Source organism: Ralstonia pickettii (assembly GCF_000607165.1).
GTDB classification, from domain to species: domain Bacteria; phylum Pseudomonadota; class Gammaproteobacteria; order Burkholderiales; family Burkholderiaceae; genus Ralstonia; species Ralstonia holmesii.
Window position 1 is genome coordinate 474,429 of sequence record NZ_JFZG01000003.1, and the last position, 25,971, is coordinate 500,399.

General features: G+C 64.0%; 28 protein-coding genes. 18 read left to right on the forward strand and 10 right to left on the reverse strand.

The window, feature by feature from the left end; genetic code table 11:
- Positions 1 to 20: 20 nt before the first annotated feature.
- From urtB to BG83_RS27575, 13 genes are all read left to right on the forward strand, one after another.
- Entirely contained in the window at positions 21 to 1,640 is a 1,620-nt protein-coding gene (gene urtB / locus BG83_RS0102880; RefSeq protein WP_024975308.1) for an urea ABC transporter permease subunit UrtB, read from the forward strand.
- 1 nt (position 1,641) lies between these two features.
- On the forward strand, positions 1,642 to 2,811 hold the full coding sequence (gene urtC / locus BG83_RS0102885) for an urea ABC transporter permease subunit UrtC (protein WP_024975309.1): 1,170 nt from the start codon (positions 1,642 to 1,644) through the stop codon (positions 2,809 to 2,811).
- Positions 2,808 to 3,659 carry an urea ABC transporter ATP-binding protein UrtD gene (urtD, locus tag BG83_RS0102890; protein WP_024975310.1) on the forward strand — a complete coding sequence of 284 codons (852 nt, stop codon included), beginning with the start codon at positions 2,808 to 2,810 and terminating at the stop codon, positions 3,657 to 3,659. Before urtC ends, urtD begins: the two co-directional genes overlap by 4 nt.
- A 142-nt stretch (positions 3,660 to 3,801) precedes the next feature.
- Positions 3,802 to 4,494, forward strand: coding sequence for an urea ABC transporter ATP-binding subunit UrtE (urtE, locus tag BG83_RS0102895; protein WP_024975311.1), 693 nt, complete (start codon positions 3,802 to 3,804; stop codon positions 4,492 to 4,494).
- Positions 4,495 to 4,637: 143 nt separating this feature from the next.
- Positions 4,638 to 5,525: an urease accessory protein UreD gene (locus tag BG83_RS0102900; protein WP_024975312.1), complete on the forward strand. Its 888-nt coding sequence runs from the start codon at positions 4,638 to 4,640 to the stop codon at positions 5,523 to 5,525.
- Positions 5,526 to 5,593: 68 nt separating this feature from the next.
- Positions 5,594 to 5,896: an urease subunit gamma gene (gene ureA / locus BG83_RS0102905; protein ID WP_024975313.1), complete on the forward strand. Its 303-nt coding sequence runs from the start codon at positions 5,594 to 5,596 to the stop codon at positions 5,894 to 5,896.
- 41 nt (positions 5,897 to 5,937) lie between these two features.
- A complete protein-coding gene (locus BG83_RS0102910) occupies positions 5,938 to 6,555 on the forward strand; it encodes a HupE/UreJ family protein (protein ID WP_024975314.1) in 618 nt (205 codons plus the stop codon).
- A 10-nt stretch (positions 6,556 to 6,565) separates the two neighbouring features.
- Positions 6,566 to 6,871: an urease subunit beta gene (locus BG83_RS0102915; RefSeq protein WP_004630755.1), complete on the forward strand. Its 306-nt coding sequence runs from the start codon at positions 6,566 to 6,568 to the stop codon at positions 6,869 to 6,871.
- 13 nt (positions 6,872 to 6,884) lie between these two features.
- Positions 6,885 to 8,603 carry an urease subunit alpha gene (gene ureC / locus BG83_RS0102920; RefSeq protein ID WP_024975315.1) on the forward strand — a complete coding sequence of 573 codons (1,719 nt, stop codon included), beginning with the start codon at positions 6,885 to 6,887 and terminating at the stop codon, positions 8,601 to 8,603.
- A gap of 1,169 nt (positions 8,604 to 9,772) precedes the next feature.
- Entirely contained in the window at positions 9,773 to 10,435 is a 663-nt protein-coding gene (gene ureE / locus BG83_RS0102925) for an urease accessory protein UreE (protein WP_024975316.1), read from the forward strand.
- On the forward strand, positions 10,428 to 11,117 hold the full coding sequence (locus BG83_RS0102930; protein WP_024975317.1) for an urease accessory protein UreF: 690 nt from the start codon (positions 10,428 to 10,430) through the stop codon (positions 11,115 to 11,117). The genes ureE and BG83_RS0102930 overlap by 8 nt, the downstream gene beginning before the upstream one ends.
- Positions 11,118 to 11,128: 11 nt before the next feature.
- Positions 11,129 to 11,755: an urease accessory protein UreG gene (ureG, locus tag BG83_RS0102935; RefSeq protein WP_009241038.1), complete on the forward strand. Its 627-nt coding sequence runs from the start codon at positions 11,129 to 11,131 to the stop codon at positions 11,753 to 11,755.
- A 78-nt stretch (positions 11,756 to 11,833) separates the two neighbouring features.
- Entirely contained in the window at positions 11,834 to 12,136 is a 303-nt protein-coding gene (locus BG83_RS27575; RefSeq protein ID WP_037031508.1) for a hypothetical protein, read from the forward strand.
- A gap of 357 nt (positions 12,137 to 12,493) precedes the next feature.
- Here the strand turns inward: BG83_RS27575 and BG83_RS0102950 are convergent, their stop codons facing one another.
- The 3 genes from BG83_RS0102950 to BG83_RS0102960 form a co-directional block, all read right to left on the reverse strand.
- Positions 12,494 to 13,186 carry a glutathione S-transferase N-terminal domain-containing protein gene (locus BG83_RS0102950; RefSeq protein ID WP_024975318.1) on the reverse strand — a complete coding sequence of 231 codons (693 nt, stop codon included), beginning with the start codon at positions 13,184 to 13,186 and terminating at the stop codon, positions 12,494 to 12,496.
- 168 nt (positions 13,187 to 13,354) lie between these two features.
- Entirely contained in the window at positions 13,355 to 14,614 is a 1,260-nt protein-coding gene (locus BG83_RS0102955) for an acyl-CoA dehydrogenase family protein (protein ID WP_024975319.1), read from the reverse strand.
- A 76-nt stretch (positions 14,615 to 14,690) separates the two neighbouring features.
- Complete coding sequence (locus BG83_RS0102960) at positions 14,691 to 15,128, reverse strand: PaaI family thioesterase (RefSeq protein ID WP_024975320.1); 438 nt, start codon at positions 15,126 to 15,128, stop codon at positions 14,691 to 14,693.
- A gap of 93 nt (positions 15,129 to 15,221) precedes the next feature.
- On the opposite strand from BG83_RS0102960, the gene BG83_RS0102965 reads away from it, so the two are divergent.
- Positions 15,222 to 16,166, forward strand: coding sequence for a LysR family transcriptional regulator (locus BG83_RS0102965; RefSeq protein ID WP_024975321.1), 945 nt, complete (start codon positions 15,222 to 15,224; stop codon positions 16,164 to 16,166).
- A gap of 52 nt (positions 16,167 to 16,218) precedes the next feature.
- On the opposite strand, the gene BG83_RS0102970 is transcribed toward BG83_RS0102965, so the two are convergent.
- Positions 16,219 to 17,205: a LysR family transcriptional regulator gene (locus BG83_RS0102970; RefSeq protein WP_024975322.1), complete on the reverse strand. Its 987-nt coding sequence runs from the start codon at positions 17,203 to 17,205 to the stop codon at positions 16,219 to 16,221.
- A gap of 120 nt (positions 17,206 to 17,325) precedes the next feature.
- Between BG83_RS0102970 and BG83_RS0102975 the strand changes: the two genes are divergently transcribed.
- Positions 17,326 to 18,039, forward strand: a complete 714-nt coding sequence (locus BG83_RS0102975; RefSeq protein ID WP_024975323.1) for an SDR family oxidoreductase — start codon at positions 17,326 to 17,328, stop codon at positions 18,037 to 18,039.
- A complete protein-coding gene (locus BG83_RS0102980) occupies positions 18,036 to 18,440 on the forward strand; it encodes a glyoxalase (protein ID WP_024975324.1) in 405 nt (134 codons plus the stop codon). The genes BG83_RS0102975 and BG83_RS0102980 overlap by 4 nt, the downstream gene beginning before the upstream one ends.
- Positions 18,441 to 18,465: 25 nt before the next feature.
- Here BG83_RS0102980 and BG83_RS0102985 read toward each other — a convergent pair whose 3' ends face one another.
- Genes BG83_RS0102985 through BG83_RS0103000 form a run of 4 tightly spaced genes read right to left on the reverse strand, consistent with a single transcriptional unit; the run spans position 18,466 to position 22,726 of the window.
- Positions 18,466 to 19,554, reverse strand: a complete 1,089-nt coding sequence (locus BG83_RS0102985; RefSeq protein ID WP_024975325.1) for a phosphotransferase — start codon at positions 19,552 to 19,554, stop codon at positions 18,466 to 18,468.
- Positions 19,555 to 19,591: 37 nt separating this feature from the next.
- Positions 19,592 to 20,329, reverse strand: a complete 738-nt coding sequence (locus BG83_RS0102990) for a histidine phosphatase family protein (protein ID WP_024975326.1) — start codon at positions 20,327 to 20,329, stop codon at positions 19,592 to 19,594.
- Between the two features lie 12 nt (positions 20,330 to 20,341).
- The gene (locus tag BG83_RS0102995; RefSeq protein WP_024975327.1) at positions 20,342 to 21,121 is read right to left on the reverse strand and encodes an oxepin-CoA hydrolase, alternative type; all 780 of its coding nucleotides are present in this window, start codon (positions 21,119 to 21,121) and stop codon (positions 20,342 to 20,344) included.
- A 33-nt stretch (positions 21,122 to 21,154) separates the two neighbouring features.
- Positions 21,155 to 22,726, reverse strand: a complete 1,572-nt coding sequence (locus BG83_RS0103000) for a 3-hydroxyacyl-CoA dehydrogenase (RefSeq protein WP_152543661.1) — start codon at positions 22,724 to 22,726, stop codon at positions 21,155 to 21,157.
- A 46-nt stretch (positions 22,727 to 22,772) separates the two neighbouring features.
- On the opposite strand from BG83_RS0103000, the gene BG83_RS0103005 reads away from it, so the two are divergent.
- Complete coding sequence (locus tag BG83_RS0103005) at positions 22,773 to 23,426, forward strand: glutathione S-transferase (protein WP_024975329.1); 654 nt, start codon at positions 22,773 to 22,775, stop codon at positions 23,424 to 23,426.
- Positions 23,427 to 23,446: 20 nt separating this feature from the next.
- Here BG83_RS0103005 and BG83_RS0103010 read toward each other — a convergent pair whose 3' ends face one another.
- Together BG83_RS0103010 and BG83_RS0103015 are read right to left on the reverse strand one after the other, a co-directional pair.
- Positions 23,447 to 24,619: a pyridoxal phosphate-dependent aminotransferase gene (locus BG83_RS0103010; protein WP_024975330.1), complete on the reverse strand. Its 1,173-nt coding sequence runs from the start codon at positions 24,617 to 24,619 to the stop codon at positions 23,447 to 23,449.
- 12 nt (positions 24,620 to 24,631) lie between these two features.
- Positions 24,632 to 25,156, reverse strand: a complete 525-nt coding sequence (locus BG83_RS0103015; RefSeq protein WP_024975331.1) for a putative toxin-antitoxin system toxin component, PIN family — start codon at positions 25,154 to 25,156, stop codon at positions 24,632 to 24,634.
- A gap of 37 nt (positions 25,157 to 25,193) precedes the next feature.
- Between BG83_RS0103015 and yaaA the strand changes: the two genes are divergently transcribed.
- The gene (gene yaaA, locus BG83_RS0103020) at positions 25,194 to 25,967 is read left to right on the forward strand and encodes a peroxide stress protein YaaA (RefSeq protein ID WP_024975332.1); all 774 of its coding nucleotides are present in this window, start codon (positions 25,194 to 25,196) and stop codon (positions 25,965 to 25,967) included.
- The last annotated feature ends 4 nt before the right edge of the window (positions 25,968 to 25,971 follow it).

Below are 25,971 nucleotides of genomic sequence, written 5' to 3' on the forward strand. Positions count from 1 at the left end.
CCGCCACGTATCGGATTGCCATGATGCGCTTGTCCCGATTCTTTGCCGCGCTGCTGTGCGCGGTCTGTCTGGCTGCGATGCCCGCGGTATCTGCGTGGGCTGCCGGACAACCTTTGACCCAGGCCGATCTCAAGCCGCTGGCCGAAGACGATTTCGACGCCAAGGTAAAGACGCTCAACGCGCTCACCGCAGCGCCTGTCGAACAGGCCGGCCCGATTCTGCAAGCGTTGCAGAACGACGCGCTGTTTTTTGCGCCTGCCGCCGGCATGGTGCGCCAGGACGGCGAGCGCTACCTCGATGCGATTTCGGGCCAACCCGTGACCGTCAAGGCCGACGATTTGCAGTCCCTCACGTTGAACAATGCCTTGCGTGCCCAGGTGGACAGCGCGGCGAGCGGCTTTGTGCTGCAATCGCCCGATCGCGCCGTGCGCGCGCAGGCCGTCGATACGCTGCTCGCGCATCCGGAGACGGCGTCGCGCCTCATTGTCGACGCCGCACGCAAGCATGAAACCGATCCGGACTTGCGCAGCAAGCTGCATCTGCTGTGGGCCAATCTCGCACTCGACGACGGCACACATGCCGAGAAGCTCGAAGCGCTGAAGCTGCTCGCGGGCGACACCAACCCGCAGACCCGGCAACGCATTGCACCGCTGCTCGCGAAAGACAGCGGCGCCGACGGCGAACTGCGTGCCGCCGCACAGCAAGCACTCGATAGTCTGGCCGCACAGGAGCGCAAATCAGAACTGATCGGCAACCTGTTCGCTGGCCTGAGCCTGGGCTCCGTGCTGCTGCTCGCGGCGCTCGGGCTGGCCATCACCTACGGCCTGATCGGCGTCATCAACATGGCGCACGGCGAGTTCCTGATGATCGGCGCGTATGCCACGTACGTGGTGCAAACGATCTTCCGCAACTACTTTCCGAACGCGTTCGACTGGTATCTCCCGGCAGCGCTGCCTGCCGCGTTCCTGGCCGCAGCCATCGTCGGTTTTGCTCTGGAGCGGCTGGTGCTGCGCCATCTGTATGGCCGCCCGCTCGAAACGCTGCTCGCCACGTTCGGGATCAGCCTGCTGCTGATGCAGGCGGTGCGCTCTATCTTCGGTGCGCAGAACGTGGAGGTAGCCAACCCGAGCTGGATGAGCGGTGGCGTTGCGCTCTATCCGGGGCTGATCCTGCCGTACAACCGGCTCGTGATTCTGCTGTTTGCGCTGGCCGTCGTGGCGATTGCGTGGGCGGTGCTCAATCGCACTCGCCTGGGCCTGTTCGTGCGCGCCACTACGCAAAACCGCACGATGGCGGCCTGCGTTGGCGTGCGCACCTGGAAGGTCGACAGCTACGCGTTCGCGTTTGGCGCGGGCATTGCGGGGCTGGGCGGCTGCGCGCTTTCGCAGATCGGCAACGTCGGCCCGGACCTCGGCCAGAGCTACATCATCGATTCGTTCATGGCCGTGGTGCTGGGCGGGGTCGGGCAGTTGGCCGGCACGATCATCGGGGCGTTCGGCCTCGGGCTGATCAACAAGTTCATCGAGCCGTTCTATGGCGCGGTGCTGGCGAAGATCATCGTGCTGGTGTTGATCGTGCTGTTCATCCAGAAGCGTCCGCAGGGGCTGTTCGCCCTCAAGGGCCGCAGCGCGGAGGCCTGATATGACGACGACCAAGTTTTCTCTCGATATTCCGGCGCGCATGCCGTTGCTCTCGCGGCGCGGATGGTCTGCGCTGGTGCTGGTGTCGCTTATCGTGTGCATTGGCGCGCCGGTGTGCGCGCTGCTCGTGCCGGCAGGCAGCCCGCTGCATCTGTCGGCGTATGCGCTCACGCTCGTCGGCAAGATCATGTGCTACGCCCTTGCGGCGCTGGCGCTCGATCTGGTGTGGGGCTATTGCGGCATCCTCAGCCTCGGCCATGGCGTGTTTTTCGCGCTGGGGGGCTATGCGATGGGTATGTACCTGATGCGCGCCATCGGCCGTGAAGGTGTGTACAAGAGCGATCTGCCGGACTTCATGGTCTTCCTCGACTGGAAGGAGCTGCCCTGGTTCTGGCACGGTACCGAGCACTTCGCCTGGGCCGCGCTGCTGGTGGTGTTGGTGCCCGGCGTGCTGGCATGGCTGTTCGGGTTCTTCGCCTTCCGCTCACGCGTCAAGGGCGTGTACCTGTCCATCATCACGCAGGCGATGACGTATGCGGCCATGCTGCTGTTCTTCCGCAACGAGACGGGCTTTGGCGGCAACAACGGCTTTACGGATTTCAAGCGCATTCTCGGCTTCCCGATCTCTGCATTGCCAACCCGCACCGTGCTGTTCGTCGCAACGTTCGTCGCCTTGGCCCTGGCGTTCATTGCGTGCCGCGCCATCGTCACGTCCAAGTTCGGCCGCGTGGTCACTGCCATCCGAGATGCCGAAGCACGCGTGATGTTCTCCGGCTACAACCCGCTCGGCTACAAGCTGTTCGTGTGGACGTTCTCGGCAGTGCTGTGCGGCATTGCGGGCGCGCTCTACGTGCCGCAGGTCGGCATCATCAACCCGGGCGAGATGTCGCCGGGCAATTCGATCGAGATGGCGGTGTGGGTGGCCGTGGGCGGGCGCGGCACCTTGATCGGCCCGATCATCGGTGCGTTCCTCGTCAACGGGGCCAAGACGTTGCTGACCGCATGGGTGCCTGAATATTGGTTGTTTGTGCTCGGGGCGATCTTCGTGCTGGTGACGCTGTATCTGCCGAACGGCGTGCTGGGGCTGATGGGCAAGCTGCGCATGCAAAAGCGTGCGCCCACGCAAGCCAAGGCGCATGAAGCCGCGACCGTCACCGGAGACCACGCATGAGCACCTTCACCGAACTCCCCGATCGCGCGGAGACCGGCACCGCCACCGGCATGGGCCATGTGGTTGAGCCGGACACGATCGATGTCTCGCACGGCGCCATCCTGTACCTCGAAGATGTGACTGTGCGCTTCGGCGGCTTCCGCGCGCTGAATGCGCTCACGCTGTCGATCGACCATGGTGAGCTGCGCTGCATCATCGGCCCCAACGGCGCGGGCAAGACCACGATGATGGACGTGATCACTGGCAAGACGGGGCCGCGCAACGCCGACGTAACGGGTCGCGTGTTCCTCGGGCAGACCATCGACCTGCTGCGCCTGACCGAACCGCGCATCGCGCAGATCGGCATCGGCCGCAAGTTCCAGAAGCCGACCGTGTTCGAGCAGCACACCGTGTGGGAAAACCTGGAACTGGCGATGAAGGCCGACAAGCGCTGGTGGGTGTCGCTGCGCGCGCGTCTGCTGAACGACGGCCGCCAGCGCATCGAAGAAACCCTCGGCCGCATCCACCTGGAAGCCGAGGCGTATCGGCCCGCCGGGCTGCTCTCGCACGGTCAGAAGCAGCGGCTTGAGATCGGCATGCTGCTGATGCAACAACCGCAACTGCTGTTGCTCGATGAGCCCGTTGCCGGCATGACGGATGAAGAGACGATGCAGCTCGCCGCGTTGCTCAACGGCCTGCGCGGCACGTGCTCGATCATGGTCGTGGAGCACGACATGGAGTTTGTCGCCGCGCTGGCGGGGGCGGAAGGGCGCGTGACCGTGCTTGCCGAAGGCAGCGTTCTGGCCGAAGGCACGCTCGATGCCGTCAAGCGCGATGAGCGGGTGATCGAATCCTATCTGGGGCGCTAGAAGACTCTGCAAAACGACTGCGCGTCCCGATCTTGCCCCTGTGATGCTCGCCGTACCCGTGTACGGCTGCGCTTCTCAGGCCAACATCGGACCGCTCGCTACGTTTTTCAGAGCCCCCCTCAAGGCAAAAGGAAAGAACGCGATGCTACAGGTCCAGCAACTGAACCAGTTCTACGGCGGCAGCCACATCCTGCGCAATGTCAGCTTCGACGTGCCGTCGGCCAAGCTGACCACGCTGCTTGGCCGCAACGGTGTCGGCAAGACGACCTTGCTCAAATGCCTGATGGGCGTGGTGCCCACCGCCAGCGGCGTGATCGATTGGGAAGGCCGCACCATCCAGAAGCTGCCAGCTTACGAGCGCGTCTCGCAGGGGCTCGCCTATGTGCCGCAGGGGCGCGAGATTTTCCCGCGCCTGACGGTGGAAGAGAACCTGCTGATTGGTGCGGCCGCCAAGCGTGCACCTTCCAAAGTGCCCGATTCCATCTATGAATTGTTTCCGGTGCTCAAGGAGATGAGGGGCCGGCGCGGTGGCGACCTCTCGGGCGGCCAGCAGCAGCAACTGGCCATCGGCCGCGCGCTGATGAGCGAGCCGCGCCTGCTGATCCTGGACGAGCCGACCGAAGGCATCCAGCCGTCGATCATTCAGGAGATCGGCCGCACGCTGCGCCGCCTCGTGGACGAGTTCGGCATGTCAGTGCTGCTGGTCGAGCAGTACTACGACTTTGCCCGCAGCATTGCCGACCGCTACGTCGTCATGAGCCGCGGTGAAGTCATTGCCAGCGGCGACGGCGCCAACATGGAGGCCGATGGCGTGCGCGATCTGGTGGCGGTTTGACGCACAGGTGTCGTGTGAAAAAGTCGGGTGCCAAATGGGCGGCATCTGGCTATGATGGAAAACCTTTCCGTTTGCTTAGGGTGGGCCCCAATCTGAAGCGCGTAGCCGCGTTTCATTGGGGACCCCTCCCGATTGCATGACCGATGCGCCATCCCGATTTTCCTGTTCCGCCGCAGGCCTCCGCATTTGCATCCTGGGAAGCCTCATTGCGCCTGGCGTTTGCGCGGCGCGGTGAGCGCACCGTGCTGGCCACCTGCCGGCATCAGGGGCCGCTGCGGGTGCAGAAGGCGCTGTATCCGGAAGGCGAGGGCGTCTGCCATGCCGTGATGCTGCATCCGCCCGCAGGCATTGCCGGCGGCGATGTGCTCGATATCGACATCGAAGTCGGTGCCGATGCGCATGCGGTCCTGACCACGCCCGGCGCCACCAAGTGGTACAAGTCGCTCGGCCGCACGGCCACACAGCGTGTTGCCATCCGCATGGATGCAGACGCGCGGCTCGACTGGCTGCCGCAAGAGAACATCGTCTTCAACCAGGCCTGCCCGATCATCGACCTGACGCTGGATCTGGCACCGGGCGCCACCGCCATCGGCTGGGACACGACCATGCTCGGCCGCCACGCTGCCGGTGAATCGTGGGCCGAAGGCCGCATCGCCATGCGCACCGCATTGCGTTGCAACGGCCAGCCGCTGTGGATTGAATCGGCCGCCTTCGACACGCAATCGCCCATGCTGAACGCGACGACGGGCATGGCCGGCTTCCACGTCGTCGGCACGCTCTGGGCCGTGGGCGCGGGCGCGACCGATGCCCTGGCCGAATCGATGGCCGAGCACCTGCCGTACAACGATGACCTGCGCGCAGGCGTCACGTGCCTCACGCAAGATGCGCCCGGCCTGCCAAACGTTTTGCTGCTGCGCGTGCTTGCACGCCGGCCTGAAGATGCACGCGCCCTGTTGTCGCAGACATGGCTGGCGCTGCGCGAACCGATGCATGGCGTAGCGGGCCGTCCGCTGCGCCTGTGGGCCACATGATGGCGACGTGACCCCGCATCGCCCGATCTGAACTGAACTGAATTGACCCTCACCGAAGAGAGCCCCTCGTGGAACTGACCCCGCGCGAAAAAGACAAGCTGCTGATCTTCACCGCCGCCTTGCTGGCCGAGCGCCGCAAGGGCCGTGGCCTCAAGCTCAACTACCCGGAAGCCGTCGCCTTCATCAGCGCCGCCATCATGGAAGGCGCGCGCGACGGCAAGACCGTCGCCGAGCTGATGCACTACGGCACCACGCTCCTCACCCGCAATGACGTGATGGACGGCGTGGCCGAGATGATTCCCGACATCCAGGTCGAAGCCACGTTTCCCGACGGCACGAAGCTCGTCACCGTCCACCACCCGATCATTTGAAGTTTGAAGTCCGCACGCCACTCACCACTACGAGTCCTGCCATGACGCATACCCTGTCTCGCTTCGTCCGGCCCGCTGCGGCCATTGCGCTCACGTTTGGCGCCTCCGTTGCCTTTGCTCACCCGGGGCATCCGGGCCATACCGCCGGGGGCAGCCTGCTCGCCGGGTTCCTGCATCCGCTCACCGGCGCAGATCACCTGCTGGCGATGGTGGCCGTGGGGGTGTGGAGCGCGCTGGCCTCGCGCTCGGTGCGCGACGCATTGTGGGCACCGGTCGCCTTTGTTGCGTTGATGATCCTGGGCGCGCTGCTCGGCGCAGGCGGCGTGGCCTTGCCGATGGCCGAGCCGATGATCGCCGCATCGCTGCTGGTGTTCGGCTTGCTGATTGCCGCACGCGCGCAACTGCCGGCCTGGGGCGGTGCACTGCTGTGCGGCGCATTCGCGCTGTTCCACGGCTATGCGCATGGCACGGAATTCCCCGCAGGCGCGCAAGCCATGTTCCCGTATTTCGTTGGCGGCTTTGCTGTGGCGACGGCGCTGCTGCATACCGCCGGTATCGGCGCCGGGTTTGCGCTGAAGCCGCGTCTGGCGTGGCTGGCGCGTCTGTCGGGTGTGGGCGTGGCGCTGTACGGCGCCGGCCTGCTGGCGGCGGCTGTCTGAGGGGCGCGACATGATCCCCGGTGAACTCCTCCCGCAAGACGGCGATCTGGAACTCAACGCAGGCCGCCCCACGGTGACAGTCACGGTGGCAAACACGGGCGACCGCCCGGTGCAGATCGGCTCGCACTACCACTTCTATGAAGTCAATGACGCGCTGCGCTTTGACCGCGAAGCTGCGCGTGGCTTTCGGCTGAACATCGCCGCCGGTACCGCCGTGCGTTTCGAGCCGGGGCAGGAGCGCACGGTCGAACTTGTGGCGCTTGCGGGCGATCGCGTGGTCTATGGCTTCGCCGGCCGTGTGATGGGCAAGCTTTGAACGAGGCACGGACATGACATTGAAGATTGATCGCCGCGCCTATGCGGAAATGTTTGGCCCCACGACCGGCGACCGCGTCCGCTTGGCCGACACCGACCTCATCGTCGAAGTCGAACGCGACTTCACCATCTACGGCGAGGAAGTGAAATTCGGCGGCGGCAAGGTCATCCGCGACGGCATGGGCCAGAGCCAGCGCGAATCGAAAGACTGCGCCGACACTGTCATCACCAACGCGCTGATCATCGACCACTGGGGCATCGTCAAGGCTGACATTGGTCTGAAGAACGGCCGCATCTCGGCGATCGGCAAGGCGGGCAATCCGGACATCCAGCCCGGCGTGACGATCGTCATCGGCCCCGGCACCGAGATCATCGCGGGCGAGGGCATGATCGTCACCGCCGGTGGCGTCGACACGCACATCCACTTCATCTGCCCGCAGCAGATCGACGAAGCGCTCAACAGCGGCGTGACGACGATGATTGGCGGCGGCACCGGCCCCGCCACCGGCACCTATGCGACCACCTGCACGCCAGGTCCGTGGTACATGCAGCGCATGCTGCAGGCCGCCGACGCCTACCCGATGAACATCGGCTTTCTGGGCAAGGGCAATGGCAGCCTGCCGGGCGCGCTGCGCGAGCAGATCGACGCGGGCGCCATCGGCCTGAAACTGCACGAAGACTGGGGTTCCACACCGGCCGCCATCGATTGCTGCCTGGGCGTGGCCGACGACACCGATACACAGGTCGCCATCCACACCGATACGTTGAACGAATCGGGATTCGTCGAGGCCACCGTCGCCGCGTTCAAAGGCCGCACGATCCACACGTATCACACCGAAGGCGCGGGCGGCGGGCACGCACCCGACATCATCCGCGTGTGCGGTGAATCGAACGTGCTGCCGTCGTCGACCAACCCGACGCGGCCGTTCACCGTCAACACGCTGGACGAGCATCTGGACATGCTGATGGTGTGCCACCACCTCGATGCGTCCATCGCCGAAGACATCGCCTTTGCCGAGAGCCGCATCCGCCGCGAGACCATCGCCGCCGAAGACATCCTGCACGACCTGGGCGCGTTCTCGATGATCTCCAGCGACTCGCAAGCCATGGGCCGTGTCGGTGAGGTCGTCCTGCGCACGTGGCAGACCGCGCACAAGATGAAGGTGCAGCGCGGCAAGCTCGCTGGTGACCCGAACGACGCGCGCGGCGGCCACGACAACTTCCGCGTGAAGCGCTACGTGGCGAAGTACACGATCAACCCCGCGCTCACGCACGGCATTGCGCACGAAGTCGGTTCGGTTGAAGTCGGCAAGTGGGCGGACCTCGTGTTGTGGAAACCCGCGTTCTTTGGCGTGAAGCCGAGTCTGATCCTGAAGGGCGGGATGATTGCCTCTGCGGCGATGGGGGATGCGAATGCGTCGATTCCCACGCCGCAGCCTGTGCACTATCGGCCGATGTTTGGATCGGCGGGCGGGGCGTTGGGGCGGACGTCGTTGAGTTTCCTGTCGCAGTCCGCGGCCGCTGCTGGGGTGGCGGAGCAGTATGGGCTGGCCAAGACCACGGCGGTCGTCAAGGGCACGCGTACGGTGACCAAGGCGGACATGATCCACAACGACTGGCAGCCGGATATTTCTGTGGATCCGGAGACTTATCAGGTGGTGGCGGATGGGACTGTGCTGACTTGTGAGCCGGCTGAGGTGTTGCCTATGGCGCAGCGGTATTTTTTGTTCTAGCTGGTGGGTTGGGGTGGGCTGGTTTCTTGTTGTTGGTCCATCCCTCGTATCGTCCCCTGCCGGGGCCGACTCACTTTTCTTTGTCTTGCCAAAGAAAAGTAAGCAAAAGAAAGGCGCGCCCGAGATGGCGAAAGACTCCTTGGATTTGTGTCGCGGGGAGGGAAGGGAGGCAAACTCGCTGCGCTCAGACAGCCTCCCTTCTTGATCCTCCCCGCAACAAAAATCCAAGGCGCCATCAAGGGCAGGAACGTCAACGGCCACACCGGCGGGGAACTGAGGTGGGCGCCGGGGCTCGTTGAGTGCGAGTGCGAGTGCGAGTGCGAGTGCGAGTGCGAGTGCGAGTGCGAGTGCGAGTGGAAGTGGAAGTGGAAGTGGAAGTGGAAGTGGAAGTGCGTGCGAGGGTTCAGAACGTACAACGGAGTGGCGTGCGGGCAGAAGATTGTGTGCTTTACCCCTTGCCCTAGATGGCGCCTTGAATTTCTGTTGCAGAGAGGAAAAAGAGGGGAGGCCTGTTTGAGCGAAGCGAGTTTGCCTCCCCTCCCTCTCTGCGACATAAATTCAAGGAATCTTTCGCCATCTCGGGCGCGCCTTTCTTTGCTTACTTTCTTTGGCAAGACAAAGAAAGTGAGTCGCCCCCGGCAGGGGGTGAAACAGCAGCAAACCACTAAGGCCCGCCCCGGCAGAAAAGAAGAAAACGAGCCTCGAACCTCGAAATCCCAGCCTCAGACCCCCAATCACGACCCTCTGACCCTCAAATTCGATACTCCAGATATCGAATAAGAGCCAACGAAGCAAAGCAATTCGACCGCAGGACCCAATCAGGACAAAACGAGACGCAACCGAAGCAAAAACGCAGAATTTTTCGGGCCTCCGAGGGCCATGCTCGATGCAAAAAGCCTCGTGCTCCAATCTCCGAGCCCGACGTTCGACCCTCAATGCTCGGGATTCGAAACCAAAAGTGTGAAAGTCGGAGTTCAGAGCCCCACTATTGAGTGTCAGAGCTTGGCAATTGAGCCTCTGAGCCTGACGATTGAGCCTCTGAGTCTGAAGATTGAGGCTCAGAGCCTGACGATTGAGGCTCGGAGCTCGACCTTCGAGGCTCGGACCCTGGTATTTGACAGGCTCAGCTCCATGCTGGGCCGTCATGAGATTGTGAATAGGTTCCAACGATGCTTTCCATCACTAAACATCTCCCCACGCCGCATGGCCTGGCCTCCGTGCTGGTCAAGCGCGCGCCCAAGCTGGTGCTCCCATTCCTGGAGCGCAGCCGCAGCCGCCTGCGCGCCACGCTAGACGATGGCCGTGACGTGGCCGTTGTACTGCCGCGCGGCACCGTCATGCGTGGCGGCGACGTGCTGGTTGCTGAAGACGGTACGCTGGTGGAAGTGCAGGCTGCACCTGAGCAGGTGCTGCGCGTGACGAGCGACAACCGCCTCGCGCTGATGCGGGCGGCCTATCACCTCGGCAATCGCCACACGCCTGTGCAGGTCAGCGCAGATGCACTGCAGCTCGAAGCCGATCCGGTGCTCGAAGACATGCTCGTGCGCCTGGGCGTGACCGTCGCACATGTTGAGGCGCCGTTCGAGCCCGAGGCGGGCGCATACGGCGGCGGCCATCGGCACGGCCACGATGCGACATTTGAAGAGGACTACGCGGCCGCGCAGGCGCTGTATCACGAGCATCACGGGCACGATCACGGTCACTCGCATGACCATGATCATGCGAGTGACCACGCGCATAACCACGATCACGCGCATGGGCACGACCACGGTCACGACGACGGCCATGTCCACGGCCCCGGCTGCGGTCATCACCACCATCACCATGACTAACGCGGCGCAGCTCACTGCCTTGCTGCATCTCGCGTCCCCCGCGCTGCCGGTGGGCGCGTTCAGCTATTCGCAGGGGCTGGAAGCGGCGGTGGACGTGCTGCACGTGGCGGATGAAGCGTCGGCTGCGGCATGGATTGCGGAAGGGCTCGACGTGCTGGCGGCCTGCGAGGCGCCGCTGTGGCTGTTGCAGTTTGCTGACTGGCAGGCGGGTCGCTTCGATGCCGTGGCCGAGCGCGATGCATGGTTCCTTGCCACCCGCGAGACGCGCGAGCTGCGGCTGGAAACCTCGCAGATGGGCTGGTCGCTCAATCGACTTATCCAGCAGATGGAGTGGGGCGATGGCGCACTGCGCAGTGCATTGGCCGCGCGCGCGACAGTGACCTTTCCGACTGCCTTTGCCGCCGCCGCTGCCGCTCTGAATGTCGACCCGCACGACGGCGTGACGGCGTACTGCTTTGCATGGGTGGAAAACCAGATGGCGGCGGCAGTCAAGGCCGTGCCGCTCGGGCAGGCTGCCGGGCAACGCATTCTCTTCGGTTTGCACACTGCGGTGGCGCGTGCGGTAGAGGAGGCCACGCGCCGTGCGGCCTGTCATCCGCCTGAACTGTCTACGTTCTCACCGGGGCTGGGTGTGTTGTCCGCCCGGCACGAAACGCAATACTCACGACTCTTTCGATCCTGAACCTGATCATCATGCGAACCAAGAAACTTCCAGCCCTGCGCGTTGGCGTGGGCGGCCCGGTGGGCTCCGGCAAGACCACGCTGCTCGAAATGCTCTGCAAGGCCATGCGCGAGCGCTATGACTTGGTGGCGATCACCAACGACATCTACACGAAGGAAGATCAGCGCCTGCTGACCATCTCCGGCGCGTTGCCTGCCGAACGCATCATGGGTGTCGAAACGGGCGGTTGCCCGCACACGGCCATCCGCGAAGATGCGTCGATCAACCTCGAAGCGGTGGATCGCATGCTCTCCAAGTTTCCGGATGCGGATGTGGTCTTCATTGAGTCCGGCGGTGACAACCTCGCGGCGACGTTCAGCCCCGAGCTGTCGGACCTGACGATCTACGTGATCGACGTGGCGGGCGGGGAGAAAATCCCTCGCAAGGGCGGCCCGGGCATCACCAAGTCCGACCTGCTGATCATCAACAAGACGGACCTTGCACCGTACGTCGGGGCGTCGCTGGAGGTGATGGAGAGCGACACGCGCAAGATGCGCGGCGATCGTCCGTTTGTGATGTGCAATCTGCGGGCGCAGGGTGGGCTGGATGAGGTGATCCGGTTCATTGAAAAGCAGGGGATGCTGACGGCGGCTGCCTGATGCTGCGGCACTTACTGCGGCACTTGCGGGTGCCGCGCTGAGTCAAAAACACTCACGGGTGCGTTGCGGAGGTGGGTGATGAAGGCGCTGCATTCTGTGGTGCTGATGACGGTGATCTTGGGCGTGGCTGCCTGTGCGCCGACCATCGTCGGGCCGTATTACACGATGGATGTACGGCTGGCGGATGGGAAACCCGTGCGGTGTGCGGTCAATCAACCGGTGCACTTGCCCGGGCCGCCGCCGGAGCCGCTGACAGTGCGAGAGCGTAACGAGGCCGAAGTACTGGCGACGCAGCCGCTGCGGTTGCAGACGGGGCCGCGGTCGCCGTATCCGACGGTCTACACTGCGCCGGACGTGCAGTGCTTCGCATTGCCCCGGTAACGCGATCAGGCGTCTTCCGTCAGGTAGCGCCAGAGCGCCCGCGCCACCAGGCCGACGGGGGCGCGCACGTAATCGCGCAACAACGAACCCAGCTTGGTGGTGATGGTGGTGAAGGGCATCAGTCGAGCCCCGGAATCAGGCGCCACGCGCGAGCGCGGTACGCATCGTATACCGCGCCGAACTGCGATTGCGAGGGAGTGTCTTCGGCGCATATGCGTGCCACCAGTTGAGGGAAATCAGGCGGAGCGTCAGCGCTGCACCGGCCCGTTTAGGCCCCTGAACGTGGCCCCGCATTGACGACTTCCAAAAGAAAAAGGCCGCATCACGCGGCCTGTTTTCCGATGCGAAAAAGCGGAATCAGCGCCGCTCGTACTGCGTCGCGCCGAAGAGGATTTCCTTCGCCTTGTCGTCCTGCACAGCCGGCCGTTCCTTGGCCAGCACCTTCACCGCGCGCTGCACGGCGGGGCGTTCTTCAATGGCTTCGAACCAGCGCTGCAGCTTCGGGTAATCCGACAGCTCGATCCCCTGGTTCTTCCAGCTGCGCAGCCATGGCCACGTCGCAATATCGGCGATGGAGTAATCCGCGCCACCGAGGAATTTCGATTCGCTCAGGCGCTTGTCGATCACGCCATACAGACGCTTGGCTTCGTTCGTGTAGCGGTTGATCGCGTATTCGATTTTTTCGGGCGCGTAGATGCGGAAGTGGTGGGCCTGGCCGAGCATCGGGCCAACGCCGCCCATCTGGAACATCACCCATTGCAGCACTTCGTATTTGCCGCGCACGTCGTCGGGCATGAACTTGCCCGTCTTGCCGGCGAGGTACAGCAGGATCGCGCCCGATTCGAACAGCGAGATGGGTTTGCCGTCGGGGCCGTCCTGATCCACGATGGCCGGGATCTTGTTGTTGGGGCTGATCTTGAGGAAGTCGGGCTTGAACTGGTCGCCGGCGCCGATGTTGATGCCGTGAACGCGGTAAGGCAGCCCGCATTCTTCCAGCATGATGTGCACTTTGTGGCCGTTGGGCGTGGCCCAGCTATAGACGTCGATCATCGAGTTGGCTCCTTGGCTTCTGGCCGGGAAGAGAGGTGCAGGCCACCAGCAGCCTGCAAAGTGTTCCATTCCAGCACAGAACCGAAAAACGCGCAGACGCCGGGCAGAGGCAAAAAAATCCCCGCTCAAGGCGGGGTTAAGGAGTGAACGGTACAGCCGTGCCGCAGGTCAGGAGCCGCGTGTGACCGGCATGTCGGCAACGTCCTTCAGGTGCAGATGCTTGGCCAGTTCAAGCTTGGCGATGGCCGCGCGGTGCACTTCGTCCGGGCCGTCGGCCAAGCGCAGCGTGCGTTGGTGCGCGTAGGCCGAAGCCAGCGGGAAATCACCCGACACGCCGCCGCCGCCGTGTGCCTGGATCGCCCAATCGACGATCTGGCAGGCGATGTTCGGAGCCACGACCTTGATCATCGCAATCTCGGCCTTGGCGACCTTGTTGCCGACGGTGTCCATCATGTACGCGGCCTTGAGCGTGAGCAGGCGAGCCTGTTCGATCATGCAGCGTGCTTCGGCAATGCGTTCGTGCCAGACGCTGTGCTGTGCGATGGCCTTGCCGAATGCAATGCGCGACGACAGGCGCTTGCACATCAGTTCCAGCGCGCGCTCAGCCACGCCGATGCTGCGCATGCAGTGGTGGATACGGCCCGGGCCCAGGCGGCCTTGTGCGATCTCGAAGCCGCGGCCTTCACCCAGGAGGATGTTGCCCACCGGCACGCGCACGTCTTTCAGGTCGACTTCCATGTGGCCGTGCGGCGCATCGTCGAAACCGAACACTGACAGCGGACGCATGACGGTGATGCCCGGTGCATTGGCCGGCACCACGATCATCGATTGCTGTTCGTGGCGGCCGGCATCGGGGTTGGTCTTGCCCATGACGATGTAGACGGCGCAGCGCGGGTCGCCAGCGCCGGACGACCACCACTTGCGGCCGTTGATGACGTATTCGTCGCCCTGGCGCTCGATGCGGCATTCGATGTTGGTGGCATCCGACGAGGCCACGGCCGGCTCGGTCATCAGGAAGGCGGAGCGGATCTCACCGCGCAGCAGCGGTTCGAGCCAGCGGTCTTTCAGTTCTTCCGAGGCGTAGCGCTCCAGCGTTTCCATGTTGCCGGTGTCGGGCGCTGAGCAGTTGAACACTTCGGGCGCCCAGGGCACGCGGCCCATGATTTCGCACAGCGGGGCGTATTCGAGGTTCGACAGGCCTTCCGGCGCGCGCGGCGAGCGCGGCAGGAACAGGTTCCACAGCCCGGCCTTGCGTGCCAGCGGCTTGAGTTCTTCGATGACCTTGGTGGGAATCCACGCGTTGCCGGCGCGGCGGTTGGCTTCGACTTCTTCGTGGAAGCGGTGCTCGTTCGGATAGATGTGCTGGTCAAAGAAATCGAGCAGGCGCGCCTGCATTTCCTTGACCTTGGGCGTGTAATCGAAATTCATGGTGTCTCCTCAGTACATCGAACAAGCGCCTCGAACGGGCAACCATCAACTCAGTTCAGACGGGCTCGGCCATGCGTCAAATACGTCCGCCGAGCACTGCAAACACGGCACTCGCGCGCGCAATCAACCGGTCGCCGCGATGGAAGAGTGCCTGCGCAAAGGCCAGCTTGCTGCCCGTGCGCAATCCTTCCGGGGTGATCTCAATCCAGTCGCCTTCTCCGGCAGAGGCGATGAAATCCACAGTCAGGCTGGCGGTGGACATGGCCAGGGCGCCGCCGGTACCTTCGCCGGGCTCGGCCAGGCAATAGCCTAGCGCCGCATCGGCCAGCGATGCCACCACGCCGCCATGCAGGATGCCGCGCCGGTTCAGGTGGTGGTGGCCGACATGAAAACCCATCACCATCGTCGGCCCCATGCCGCGGGCATAGACCGGCCCCAGCATCGTCAGGAAAGGGCTCGGCTTGTTCAGCAGTACGAAGCCCGTCGGCACGGACAGATCGGTGGTGGTGGTCATGGCGCGTGGCGCAACTCCCAAGTGGTGTCCGCAGAATAAGCCTTCGCCTACAATAAGAGAAATGAATTTAGTAGATTACAGTCCATCAATATCATGCATATATCCCGGGTCGACCTGAACCTGTTTGTCGTTTTCGATGCGATCTACACGGAAGGCGGCATCACGGCGGCCGCGCGCACGCTCAACCTGACGCAGCCCGCCGTGAGCCACGCGCTCGGGCGGCTGCGTGAGTTGTTTGACGACCCGCTGTTCGAGCGGCGCGGGCAGGGCATGGTGCCGACGCCGCTGGCGCGCACGCTGATCGCAGAGGTGCGCACCGCGCTGCAGGGCTTCGAGCGCACCTTGCGCGAGGGCACGCGCTTCGACCCCGCCACGAGCGAGCGTCGCTTCACGTTGTCGATGCGCGATGCGCTGGAAGCCACGCTGCTGCCGCCGTTGATGGCGGCCATCGCCAAGGAGGCACCGCGGATTGACGTGACGACCGTGCGTGGAGACCGCCGCCAGCTCGAAACCGAGTTGCTGGCCGGCACCATCGACGCGGCTGCGGACATTCTGGTGCCGGCATCTCCGGCCATCCGGCATGCGCCGCTGCTGACCGACCCGATGGTGGTGCTGGCGCGCCCGGGCCACCCCATTGCAAATGCGCCGTTGACGCTGGAGCGCTATCTGGCGTGCGAACACGTGCATGTGTCGTCCCGGCGTCGCGGGGCAGGGCTGGAAGATGTGGAACTGCGCCGGCTTGGCCATGAGCGGCGCGTGCGGCTGCGTTGCCAGCATTACCCGGCCGCCTGCCGTGTGGTGAGCTGCACGGACCTGCTCGCGACGTTGCCGATCCGCTATGCGCGCATCGCCAATGAACCGTATGGCAACGTGATGCTGCCGCTGCCGTTCAACGTGCAGCCGCTGGAGCTGTACCTGTACTGGCACACGAACAGCGACCAGGATGCCGCCAGCCGCTGGCTGCGCGATCACGTATTCGCCGCAATGGCGGAGGTGGCGCTGGATGACGCGGCGGCCGCATTTGCCGATGGGCGTTGACGAACGCAAAAGCAGACGCAATCAGCGCCGCCGCAACAACCAATAAGAACGCCTACGTATTCACCGTGACGGCCGACTTGGCTTTGGCCGACTTGACCGGCTTGGGCGATGCCGTTGCCGCCTTTGCAGAAGCGAACGGGTAACGCGCGCTGAACTCCGCAAAGCGCGCGGCAAGAAAGTCTGCACATGCCGTCAGCCGCGCTGGTCGATGGCGGCGTGCAAGGGCGACAAGCTGCAGCGGCGTGGGCGCATGACTCCATGCCGGCAATGCCACCTCCAGCCGGCCGGCGCTCACGTCTTGCGCGACATCCAACCACGATTTGAACGCCAGGCCGCGCCCCGCGACCGCCCAGTCGCGCACCACGGCGCCGTCGTCGCATTGGAAATCACCGCGCACGTCGATCGGGGCAGGGCCGCTGGCGTGCGTGAGTTGCCAGCGCGTGACGGGCTCGCCGTTGCGCAGCAGGATCAGGCAGCGGTGGTCGGCCAGGTCGCTCGGGTGTGCGGGCCGGCCATGCTGCTTGAAGTAAGAGGGCGCCCCGACGATCACGCGCGGATGCGACGCCAACGGCCGCCGCACCAGCGCCGAATCCTGCAGATGTCCGTAGCGCAGGGCGAAGTCGAGGTCTTCGCGCATCAGATCGGCCAGCCGGTCACCGAGCACCAGCGTGACTCGCACGCCGGGGTGCTCATCGCAGAACGCGTCGAGCCACGGGCGCAGGATGTGTCGCCCCAGGTCTGATGTGGCTGCAATGCGAATGGGACCGGACAGCTCGGTGCGATCCTGCCCCAGACTTTCCGCACCTTCGTCCAGTGCCTCCAGCGCCTGTCTTGCGTAGGCGAGATAGCGCTGACCGGCTTCGGTCGGCCGCATGCTGCGCGTGGTGCGCTCGAACAGGCGGGCGCCGAGTTCGGTCTCCACACGTTTGAGCGCTGCGCTGGCTGTGGCGGGCAGCCAGCCGAGCTGGCGAGCGGCGGCGGAAAGGTTGCCGGCATCAGCAATGCGCACCAGCAGGCGGAGGTCGTCGAGGGCGATCATTGTCAAAGCAGATTTGGAGAATCATCAAAGCATAGCCAGATTATCTTGCTTTTGTTTGATGAAAGAATGGCCCCAATCGATTGACGGTTTTTTCTTTCCTCTTCTCAAAGGAGCATTGGCATGACTTCGAACACTCTGCTGGACCAGTCGGTGGTGGTATTGGGCGGCACGGCCGGTATTGGGCAGGCGGTGGCACGCGCGGCGGCAGCCGAAGGGGCGCGCGTGACGGTGCTGGGGCGCTCCGCCAAGGCAGGCAGCAGCATCCAGGGCATCGCCGTGGATGCGAACGACACGGCTTCGTTGACCGGGGCGTTGGCCCAGGCAGCCAGGTTGTCGCCCAGCGGCAAGATCGATCATCTCGTCATCACCATCGGTTCGCGCACGAGCCCGCCGCCGTTTGCTTCGTTGCAACGTGCCGACCTGGAGCAGGCCTTCGGCACCAAGCTCTTTGCCGCGCTGATGGCGGTGCAGGCCGCATTGCCGCACCTGACTGAACGCGCATCGATTACGCTCACCTCTGGCCTGCTTTCTCGCAAGGCCACGGCGACCGGCTTGCTGCGTGGCTCGATCAATGCTGCAGTGGAAGCCGCCGCCAAGAATCTGGCGAAGGAACTCGCACCGCGCCGTGTCAATGTGATCAGCCCCGGCGTGGTGGATACGGAAGTGTGGGGCGCCCCGGCCGATCGCGAGGCCATGCTCGCGCGTATCGGCAGCGGCTTGCCGGTCGGCCGCGTTGGCACGCCGGAAGACCTTGCCCAAGGCTATCTGCTGGCCATGACCAACGGTTTCATGACCGGCGCCATCATCGACATTGAAGGAGGCGGTTTGCTATGACACCTGACAGCGACTGGACATTCGACCACGTGAACTTTCACGTGGCAGCAGACGCGCCCATCCTGAAATTCTTCGCCGATGTGCTCGGCTGGAAACCCGGGCCGCGCCCGGCGTTTCCGTTTCCCGGCACGTGGCTGTACCAGAACGACGATGCGCTGGTACACCTCGTGACGCAGGAGGGCGACACGCCGGAACTGGTGTTCTCGCACATCGCGTTTCGCACCCGGAAAGACGCGGCCGATGTGCTGGCCGCGGTGCGTGAAAGCGGTATTCCGCACCAGGTAAGAAAACACCCCGCACGGCCTGCCGCGCAGATCTTTGTGCAGTTGCCGGGCGGGGTGGTGCTGGAGCTGGAAGCGCCGCTGTCCGGTCCGCTGGAAGCGGCGCGCGACTACGAGTAAAGCCGCGGCCGAGTGAGGCGCAGTGTCAAGCGCCGGCCTGCTGGGCGTACTTCCAGCCCAGTTCGGCCATCGGGCGGGCGCGCTTGCCTGCCTCCAGCGCCTGCGCCGAAGACGCCGTGCCATCCACCACGCGCTTCATGATCCCCTGCAGGATGCCGGCAATGCGGAACATGTTGTAGGCGAGGTAGAAGTTCCAGTCGCCCGTGATGCGGCGGCTGGTGCGTTCTTCGTACTGGCGGATGTACTCGGCTTCCGTGGGAATGCCCAGTGCCGCGAAGTCCAGACCCGCCACGCCGCGGAACTGCCCCGGCTCGATGTGCCAGCTCATGCAGTGATAGCTGAAATCGGCCAGCGGATGGCCCAGCGTCGACAGCTCCCAATCCAGGATGGCCAGCACGCGCGGTTCGGTCGGGTGGAAGATCAGGTTATCGAGGCGGTAGTCGCCGTGAACAATGCTGGTGATTTCCTCGGCTTCCTGCGGCACATGCTTCGGCAGCCATTCGATCAGGTTGTCCATGGCCGGAATCGACTCGGTTTCCGACAACTTGTACTGCTTGCTCCAGCGTTCGATCTGGCGTGCGAAATAGTTGCCGGGTTTGCCGTAATCGGCCAGGCCGATGGCGGCGTAGTCGACCGTGTGCAACGCAGAGATGACGCGATTCATCTCGTCATAGATGGCGGTGCGCTCGGCGGGCTCCATGCCGGGCAGGGCCTGATCCCACAGCACGCGGCCCTGCACGAATTCCATGATGTAGAAAGCGCGGCCGATCACGGCTTCGTCTTCGCACAGCGCATACATCCTGGCGACAGGCACGTCGGTCTTGGCCAGTGCATCCATCACGCGGTACTCGCGTTCGATAGCGTGTGCGGACGGCAGCAGCTTCGCCTTCGGCCCGGGCTTCGCGCGCATTACGTACGTGCGCGAGGGCGTGATCAGCTTGAACGTCGGGTTCGACTGACCGCCCTTGAACTGCTCCACCGTGAGCGGGCCGGCAAAGCCTTCAACGTGTTCGCGCATCCACGCTTCCAGCGCGCCAATGTCGAACTTCTGCTGATCCGCTACCGGGCGCGTGCCCTCGAAGGCCGAGAAATCCTGCTGGTCTGTCTGTGCCATGGGAGTGTCTCCGAATCTTGTTGTGTGTCTGGAAAATTCAGGCAGCCGGTTGACGATGCTGGAGGTATTGCTGCAGCAGCACCTCCATCGTCGTCAGCCTCGAGCCGAGATGCGTAGGCGAGGGCGCCGAAAAATTGCTCATGCGCAGCACCCAGTCGGTCGGGGCATCGCCAACATCGAGCACGTTGATGCAGCCGGCGGTCTGCGCGAGGCTGCCGAAGAACACGCGCTCGCCGCCGGTGATGGCATGCGAGAGGATCGCGCGGTTGGTGCCGCCATGCAGCACCAGCAGCACGGTGTCCCAGTCGGTTTGCGCGCGCAGTTGGGCGATTGGCGGAATCACCCGGTCAAGAAATTCGCCGATGCTCTCGCCGTTGAGAAAGCGCCGATCTTCCGACACCGTGCCTTCAAATGCGCCGATAAAGGCTTGCGCGAGTTCATGCTCCGGAATTTCCGCCAGCTTGCCGCCGCGGATCTCCTGCAGCTCGGGCCAGTGTTCAAGCGTGAAGCCGCGTTCCTGCATCGCGGGTATCTCGGCCAGCACACGCTGCGCGGTTTCCACCGTGCGCGGCAGGCCGCTGACGATCACGCGGTCGAAGACGATGTTTTCGGCGGCGAAGATCTTGCCTGCAGCGGTGGTTTGGCTGCGGCCCAGTTCATTGAGCGGCACGGCCTCGGGTGACGGAACGGGGCGGCCGGTTTCGTCAAAGTACGTCACGGCGCCATGACGCATTAGATAGACGCGCCGGCGCTGGGGTGTTGGGAACGGAATCATGCGAGCCAGAAATTAGCGGTATTGAGGTTTGCGTTTTTGCAGGAAGGCTGAGATGCCTTCGTTGCCGTCGGCGTGGTGCAGCGCTTCGACAAAGCTGTGCTGCTCGGCCTTGAGGTGATCGTGCAGCGAGGCGTCTTCGGCGTGGGTGATCAGGCCCTTGATGCGGCCCACGGCATGCGGTGATTGCGCTGCGAGTTTTTCCGCCAGTGCCAACGCCTGGTCTAGCGCCTCGCCGGGTTTGACCACTTCGTTGATGAGGCCGAAGTGCGCCAGCCGCTCTGCGCCAACGGGCTTGCCGAGCATGATGATTTCGCTCGCAAGCGGACGCGGCAGGAAGCGTGCGATGTGCCAGGAGCCGCCGCCGTCCGGCGTCAGTGCCACGTTCACGTACGCCATCACGAACTTCGCATCCGATGCGGCAATCGCAAAGTCACACGCCAGCACCAGCGAGAAGCCTGCGCCGGCTGCCGGGCCTTCCACTGCGGCAATCACCGGCTTGGGAAACGTGCGGATCGTTTCGATCCAGTGGTTGAGCGCGTCGATACCTTCTTCCTGAACGCTTCGCGGCTTGCTCCGGTTTTCCAGCAGGCGGTTCAGGTTGCCGCCCGCACAGAAGGCATTGCCGGCGCCCGTGAAGATGACGGCGCGGATCTCGTTGTCGTTGGCGGCGCGGTCGAGCGCTTCCATTGACGCGGTGTACATCACCGGGTCCAGCGCGTTGCGCGCGTCAGGGTTGGACAGCGTCAGCACCAGGGTCGAGCCGATGCGTTTGGAGAGTAATTGCGCGGTCATGGCGGCCTCGTCAGAGTAAGCGGCAATCAGGCATCAGGCGTCAGGTGTCAGCAGCGACATGCCCAGACGGGCGCGGCGCAGCAGCCACGGGCTTGGGCGATAACGCGGGTCGCCATAGAGCGTGTACAGGTTCTGCAGGACTTCCAGGATGGCGTTCGTGCCCAGCGTATCGCCAAGTGCCAGCGGCCCTTGCGGATAACCGAGCCCCAGCGTGACGGCCAGATCGATGTCCGTGGGCGTGGCAATGCGCTGCTGTGCGATGTCGCACGCGATGTTGACGATGCATGCAACGATGCGCTGCGCGACAAAACCACCGGAATCCCGGATCACCGTGACGGGCACCCCGTCGGAGGCAAGCAGGCCGTGTGCGGCATCGCGGTAGGCCGCATCTGTGGCCGGTGTGGTCATCAACGTGCGGCGCTTGGTGGCGGCAAACGGATAGAGCGTGTCGAGCGCTACGGTGCGGCGCGCGTCAAGCCCTTCGGCGGCTACGCAGGCGGTGGCATCCAGCCCACGCGGCGTGACGATGATCAATGCATCGGCGGACGGTTTCGAACCTGCTTCGGGCGTGATGCCCAGGTCAAGCAACAGGCGCTGCGCTGCGGCGTGGCCGGCGTCATGCGCACGGCTGATCCACACCGAAGATGGGCGCGCAGACGGTGCAGGCGCCTCAGCGGGGATCTGCTTCTGCCCTTCCGGATAGCGGTAGAAACCTTCGCCTGTCTTGCGGCCCAGGATGCCGCCCGCAAAGCGCACCGCCGTGATCTGCGACGGACGATAGCGCGGCTCGTCGTAGAACTGGCGGTAGACCGATTCCATCACCGGATGCGAGACATCCAGTCCTGTGAGATCCATCAACTCGAACGGCCCCATGCGGAAGCCGGCCTGCTCGCGCATGATGGCGTCGACGTCCGCATACGCCGCCACACTTTCCTGGGCCACGCGCAGGCCCTCGGTGTTCATGCCGCGCCCGGCGTGGTTGACAATGAAGCCCGGCATGTCGATGCAGCGCACGGCGGTGTGGCCCATGCGCTTGGCCAGTGCGGCAAGGGCGTCACCGGTAGCTGGCGCGCTGCGCAGGCCGTCGATGACCTCGACCACCTTCATCAGCGGCACCGGGTTGAAGAAGTGAAAGCCTGCGACGCGTTCGGGGTGCTGGCATGTCGCGGCAATCGCGGTGATCGACAGCGACGAGGTATTCGACGCCAGGATGGCATCTGCGCGGACGATGTCTTCGAGCTGACGGAAGAGGTCGCGCTTGACGTCCAGCTTCTCGACGATGGCCTCGACCACAAGATCGCAGTCGGCCAGGTCGGTCAGGGCACCGGCCGGAACGAGCCGGGCAATTGTGGCGTCGGCGTCATCCGCTGTGAGCTTGCCCTTGGCGGCCAGCTTGGTCAGCGTGTCGGCCAGCGCCGCGCGCGCCGTTTCCACGGCTTGCGGGTTAGCGTCGAACAGTTTGACGCGCAAACCGGCCTGGGCCGCGATTTGCGCAATGCCGCGCCCCATGGCGCCCGTGCCCACAATCCCGATAGTCTGCATATGAAATCCGCTGCGATCGAAAGAAGTCTGGCTAAAATAGCACGAGCGTGCGATTTCTGGCATCCGCACCGACCATAACGGACGGCCAAATTACCAAGGAGACGGCTTCATGCTGACGCTATACGGTTTTTCTGCGAGCAACTACTACAACAAGGTCAAGCTCGCGCTGATGGAGAAGGGGATTGCGTTTGAGGAATCGCTGCGCTGGCCGGACCAGACCGACGGCGAGGTGTCGCCGCTGCACAAGGTGCCGTATCTGGTGGGGGAGGACGGTGGAATGTGCGAATCGCAGGTCATCATCGATTATCTGGAAGCACGCTACCCGCAACATCCGCTGATCCCAGCCGATCCGTTCAAGGCGGCCAAGGTGCGGGAGATCGTGACGTTCCTGGAGCTGCACCTGGAGCTGGTCGCGCGCCAGCTGTTTCCCGAAGCATTCTTTGGCGGCAAGATCAGCGACAACCTGAAGGTGAAGGTGCGCGAGCAACTGCAGAAGAACATTCCGGCGGCGGCCAGGCTGTTCAAGTTCTCGCCTTACGTGGCGGGTGACACGTTCACCATTGCGGACTGCGCGGCCATCGTGCATTTCCCGCTGGTCAGCCAGGCCACCAAGATCATCTACGGTGAAGACCTGCTGGCGCAGGTCGAAGGCGTCAAGCCTTACATGGCCAAGATGGCGGAGAACCCGAACGTGCAGAAGGTGCGGGCAGACAGCAAGGCCAATCTGGAGCAGATGCTGGCGCACTACGCCAGCAAGCGCTGATCGGCTTCAGTCTTACGGTCTCACACCTTCGACAAACGCTCCAGGGCAACTTGGAGCGTTTCGTCTTTCTTGGCGAAGCAAAAGCGCACCACGCCCGATTCGTGCGGCTGCGAGTAAAACGCCGACACGGGAATCGCCGCCACGCCAATCTCGCTCGTCAGCCACTTGGCGAACTCGGCTTCGGGCAGATCGGAGATGGCGCTGTAGTCCACGCACTGGAAGTACGTGCCCTGGCAGGGCAGCAGCTTGAAGCGCGTCTTCTCCAGCCCCGCGCGGAACAGGTCGCGCTTGCGCTGGTAGAACGCCGGCAGCTGCAGATACGGACGCGGATCCGCCATGTAGTTCGCCAGGCCGTGCTGCATTGGCGTGTTGACGGTGAACACGTTGAACTGGTGCACCTTGCGGAACTCCGCCATGAGTGCGGCGGGCGCTGCCACGTAGCCGACTTTCCAGCCCGTCACGTGATACGTCTTGCCGAAGCTCGACACCACGAATGCGCGCCGTGCCAGCTCCGGAATGCGCGCGACGGACGCATGCTGCACGCCGTCGTACACCATGTGCTCGTACACCTCGTCTGAGAGCAGCAGCACGTTGGTGGGCGCCAGGATCTCGGCCAGCTTCTGCATGTCGTCCGCGTGCCAGACCGTGCCGGTCGGGTTATGCGGTGTGTTGAGCATGATCAGGCGCGTGCGCGGTGTGATGGCCGCGGCGAGCGTGTCGAACGGGATGCGGAAGTCCGGCGCGTTCAGCGTGATCGGCACGACCTTGCCACCCGCCAGTTCGATCGACGGGATGTAACTGTCATACGTCGGTTCGAAGACGATGACTTCGTCGCCCGGATGCACGCAGCACAGCACCGTGGTCAGCAGCGCCTGCGTGGCGCCGGCGGTGACGGTGATCTCGCGGTCGGCATCGTAAGCGTGGCCGTACAGATTGGCGACCTTCGCGGCAATGGCCTGGCGCAGCGCGGGCACGCCCGTCATTGGCGGGTATTGGTTCAGGCCCGCGCGCATGGCATCGGACACGGCATCGACGATGCGCGGGTCGCAATCGAAATCCGGAAAGCCCTGGCCCAGGTTGACGGCCTGTTTTTCCGCGGCCAGCGCCGACATCACGGTGAAGATGGTGGTACCGACATTCGGTAGCCGCGACGGCGGGGGTGCGATGGGCGCGAACGATTCAACAGTGGTCATGACAAGACGGCTTCAGGCTTGATTTGGGATGGCAGCAAGGGCAGCGGTCTCCAACTGGACCAGCGCGGCGAACTGCTTGGGCGGCAACACCGCCACGTCGCAATACTTGGCCATGCGTCGCTTGAGCTTGAGTACGGCGCGGTCCTTAGAGACGAGATAGGCCACGCCGGCGGCATCGGCCAGCGCGAGAAATTTCTGGTCGTCGCGATCCTTGCAGCGCGGAACGAACGCTTCGCCTTGCGTGCGGGCGGCTTCTTCAGGATCGGCAACGGACCGTGTCACGCGATCGACCCACGCCAGGGCGGCTTGCGCGTCAACGGCGTAATGCGCGAATTGCGGGTAATCGAGCACGCGGCGCAGTTCTTCGCGGCAAGCGGGGCTGATGATGGCGTCCAGCCGGCCGGCTTCCAGCGCAGCGCGGATCGGGCGCGCAACCGCATCGTCGAAGATCAGGATGTCGACCCAGATGTTGGAGTCCAGCACCACGCGCGGGGCCGGAGCCTGGGTGGAGTGGGTGAGGGCGGCAGCGTCTGCCATTCGATACAATTCCAGACTTGTGAACCGCGATTCTGACATGATCATCGTCCTCTCGCCGGCCAAGTCGCTCGACTACGACACGCCGCCGCGCACCAAGACCCACACGTTGCCCGATTTCATCGAGCGCTCCGCAGAACTCATTGAAGTGCTGCGCAAGCTGTCGCCGGCCCAGATCGGCACGCTGATGCACATTTCCGATCCGCTGGCGGCGCTCAATGCCACGCGCTATGCGGATTGGTCGCCCGAATTCACTGCCGAGAACAGCAAGCAGGCCGCGCTGGCCTTCGACGGCGATGTCTACGGCGGGCTCGATGCCAATTCGCTGGCGGTCGACGATCTGCAATTCGCGCAGAAGCATCTGCGGATTCTGTCGGGGCTGTACGGCGTGTTGCGCCCGCTGGACTGGATGCAGCCGTATCGCCTGGAAATGGGCACGCGCCTGGCCAATCCGCGCGGCAAGGATTTGTACGCCTTCTGGGGCGACGACGTGACGCTCGCGCTCAACAAGCTCTTCAAACAGGACGACGACCCCGTGCTCGTCAATCTTGCCTCGGAAGAGTATTTCAAGGTGGTGCGGCCCAAAGTGCTCAAGGCGCGCATCGTCACACCGGTTTTTGAAGACTGGAAGAACGGGCAGTACAAGATCATCTCGTTCTACGCAAAGCGTGCGCGTGGTCTGATGGCGCGCTACGCGATCGAGCACCGCATCACCGATCCGCGCAAGCTCAAGGCGTTCGACGTCGACGGCTATGCCTTTGCTGCTGCCGATTCCGACGACGAGCGCTGGGTCTTCCGCCGCAAGCTCACCTGATGAC

Coding starts and splice junctions, on each gene's coding strand:
- urtB (WP_024975308.1), top strand. CDS start 21: ATGATGCGCTTGTCCCGATTCTTTGCCGCGCTGCTGTGCGCGGTCTGT.
- urtC (WP_024975309.1), top strand. CDS start 1,642: ATGACGACGACCAAGTTTTCTCTCGATATTCCGGCGCGCATGCCGTTG.
- urtD (WP_024975310.1), top strand. CDS start 2,808: ATGAGCACCTTCACCGAACTCCCCGATCGCGCGGAGACCGGCACCGCC.
- urtE (WP_024975311.1), top strand. CDS start 3,802: ATGCTACAGGTCCAGCAACTGAACCAGTTCTACGGCGGCAGCCACATC.
- BG83_RS0102900 (WP_024975312.1), top strand. CDS start 4,638: ATGCGCCATCCCGATTTTCCTGTTCCGCCGCAGGCCTCCGCATTTGCA.
- BG83_RS0102910 (WP_024975314.1), top strand. CDS start 5,938: ATGACGCATACCCTGTCTCGCTTCGTCCGGCCCGCTGCGGCCATTGCG.
- BG83_RS0102915 (WP_004630755.1), top strand. CDS start 6,566: ATGATCCCCGGTGAACTCCTCCCGCAAGACGGCGATCTGGAACTCAAC.
- ureC (WP_024975315.1), top strand. CDS start 6,885: ATGACATTGAAGATTGATCGCCGCGCCTATGCGGAAATGTTTGGCCCC.
- ureE (WP_024975316.1), top strand. CDS start 9,773: ATGCTTTCCATCACTAAACATCTCCCCACGCCGCATGGCCTGGCCTCC.
- BG83_RS0102930 (WP_024975317.1), top strand. CDS start 10,428: ATGACTAACGCGGCGCAGCTCACTGCCTTGCTGCATCTCGCGTCCCCC.
- ureG (WP_009241038.1), top strand. CDS start 11,129: ATGCGAACCAAGAAACTTCCAGCCCTGCGCGTTGGCGTGGGCGGCCCG.
- BG83_RS27575 (WP_037031508.1), top strand. CDS start 11,834: ATGAAGGCGCTGCATTCTGTGGTGCTGATGACGGTGATCTTGGGCGTG.
- BG83_RS0102950 (WP_024975318.1), bottom strand. CDS start 13,186: ATGATCGACGTCTATAGCTGGGCCACGCCCAACGGCCACAAAGTGCAC.
- BG83_RS0102955 (WP_024975319.1), bottom strand. CDS start 14,614: ATGAATTTCGATTACACGCCCAAGGTCAAGGAAATGCAGGCGCGCCTG.
- BG83_RS0102960 (WP_024975320.1), bottom strand. CDS start 15,128: ATGACCACCACCACCGATCTGTCCGTGCCGACGGGCTTCGTACTGCTG.
- BG83_RS0102965 (WP_024975321.1), top strand. CDS start 15,222: ATGCATATATCCCGGGTCGACCTGAACCTGTTTGTCGTTTTCGATGCG.
- BG83_RS0102970 (WP_024975322.1), bottom strand. CDS start 17,205: ATGATCGCCCTCGACGACCTCCGCCTGCTGGTGCGCATTGCTGATGCC.
- BG83_RS0102975 (WP_024975323.1), top strand. CDS start 17,326: ATGACTTCGAACACTCTGCTGGACCAGTCGGTGGTGGTATTGGGCGGC.
- BG83_RS0102980 (WP_024975324.1), top strand. CDS start 18,036: ATGACACCTGACAGCGACTGGACATTCGACCACGTGAACTTTCACGTG.
- BG83_RS0102985 (WP_024975325.1), bottom strand. CDS start 19,554: ATGGCACAGACAGACCAGCAGGATTTCTCGGCCTTCGAGGGCACGCGC.
- BG83_RS0102990 (WP_024975326.1), bottom strand. CDS start 20,329: ATGATTCCGTTCCCAACACCCCAGCGCCGGCGCGTCTATCTAATGCGT.
- BG83_RS0102995 (WP_024975327.1), bottom strand. CDS start 21,121: ATGACCGCGCAATTACTCTCCAAACGCATCGGCTCGACCCTGGTGCTG.
- BG83_RS0103000 (WP_152543661.1), bottom strand. CDS start 22,726: ATGCCAGAAATCGCACGCTCGTGCTATTTTAGCCAGACTTCTTTCGAT.
- BG83_RS0103005 (WP_024975329.1), top strand. CDS start 22,773: ATGCTGACGCTATACGGTTTTTCTGCGAGCAACTACTACAACAAGGTC.
- BG83_RS0103010 (WP_024975330.1), bottom strand. CDS start 24,619: ATGACCACTGTTGAATCGTTCGCGCCCATCGCACCCCCGCCGTCGCGG.
- BG83_RS0103015 (WP_024975331.1), bottom strand. CDS start 25,156: ATGGCAGACGCTGCCGCCCTCACCCACTCCACCCAGGCTCCGGCCCCG.
- yaaA (WP_024975332.1), top strand. CDS start 25,194: ATGATCATCGTCCTCTCGCCGGCCAAGTCGCTCGACTACGACACGCCG.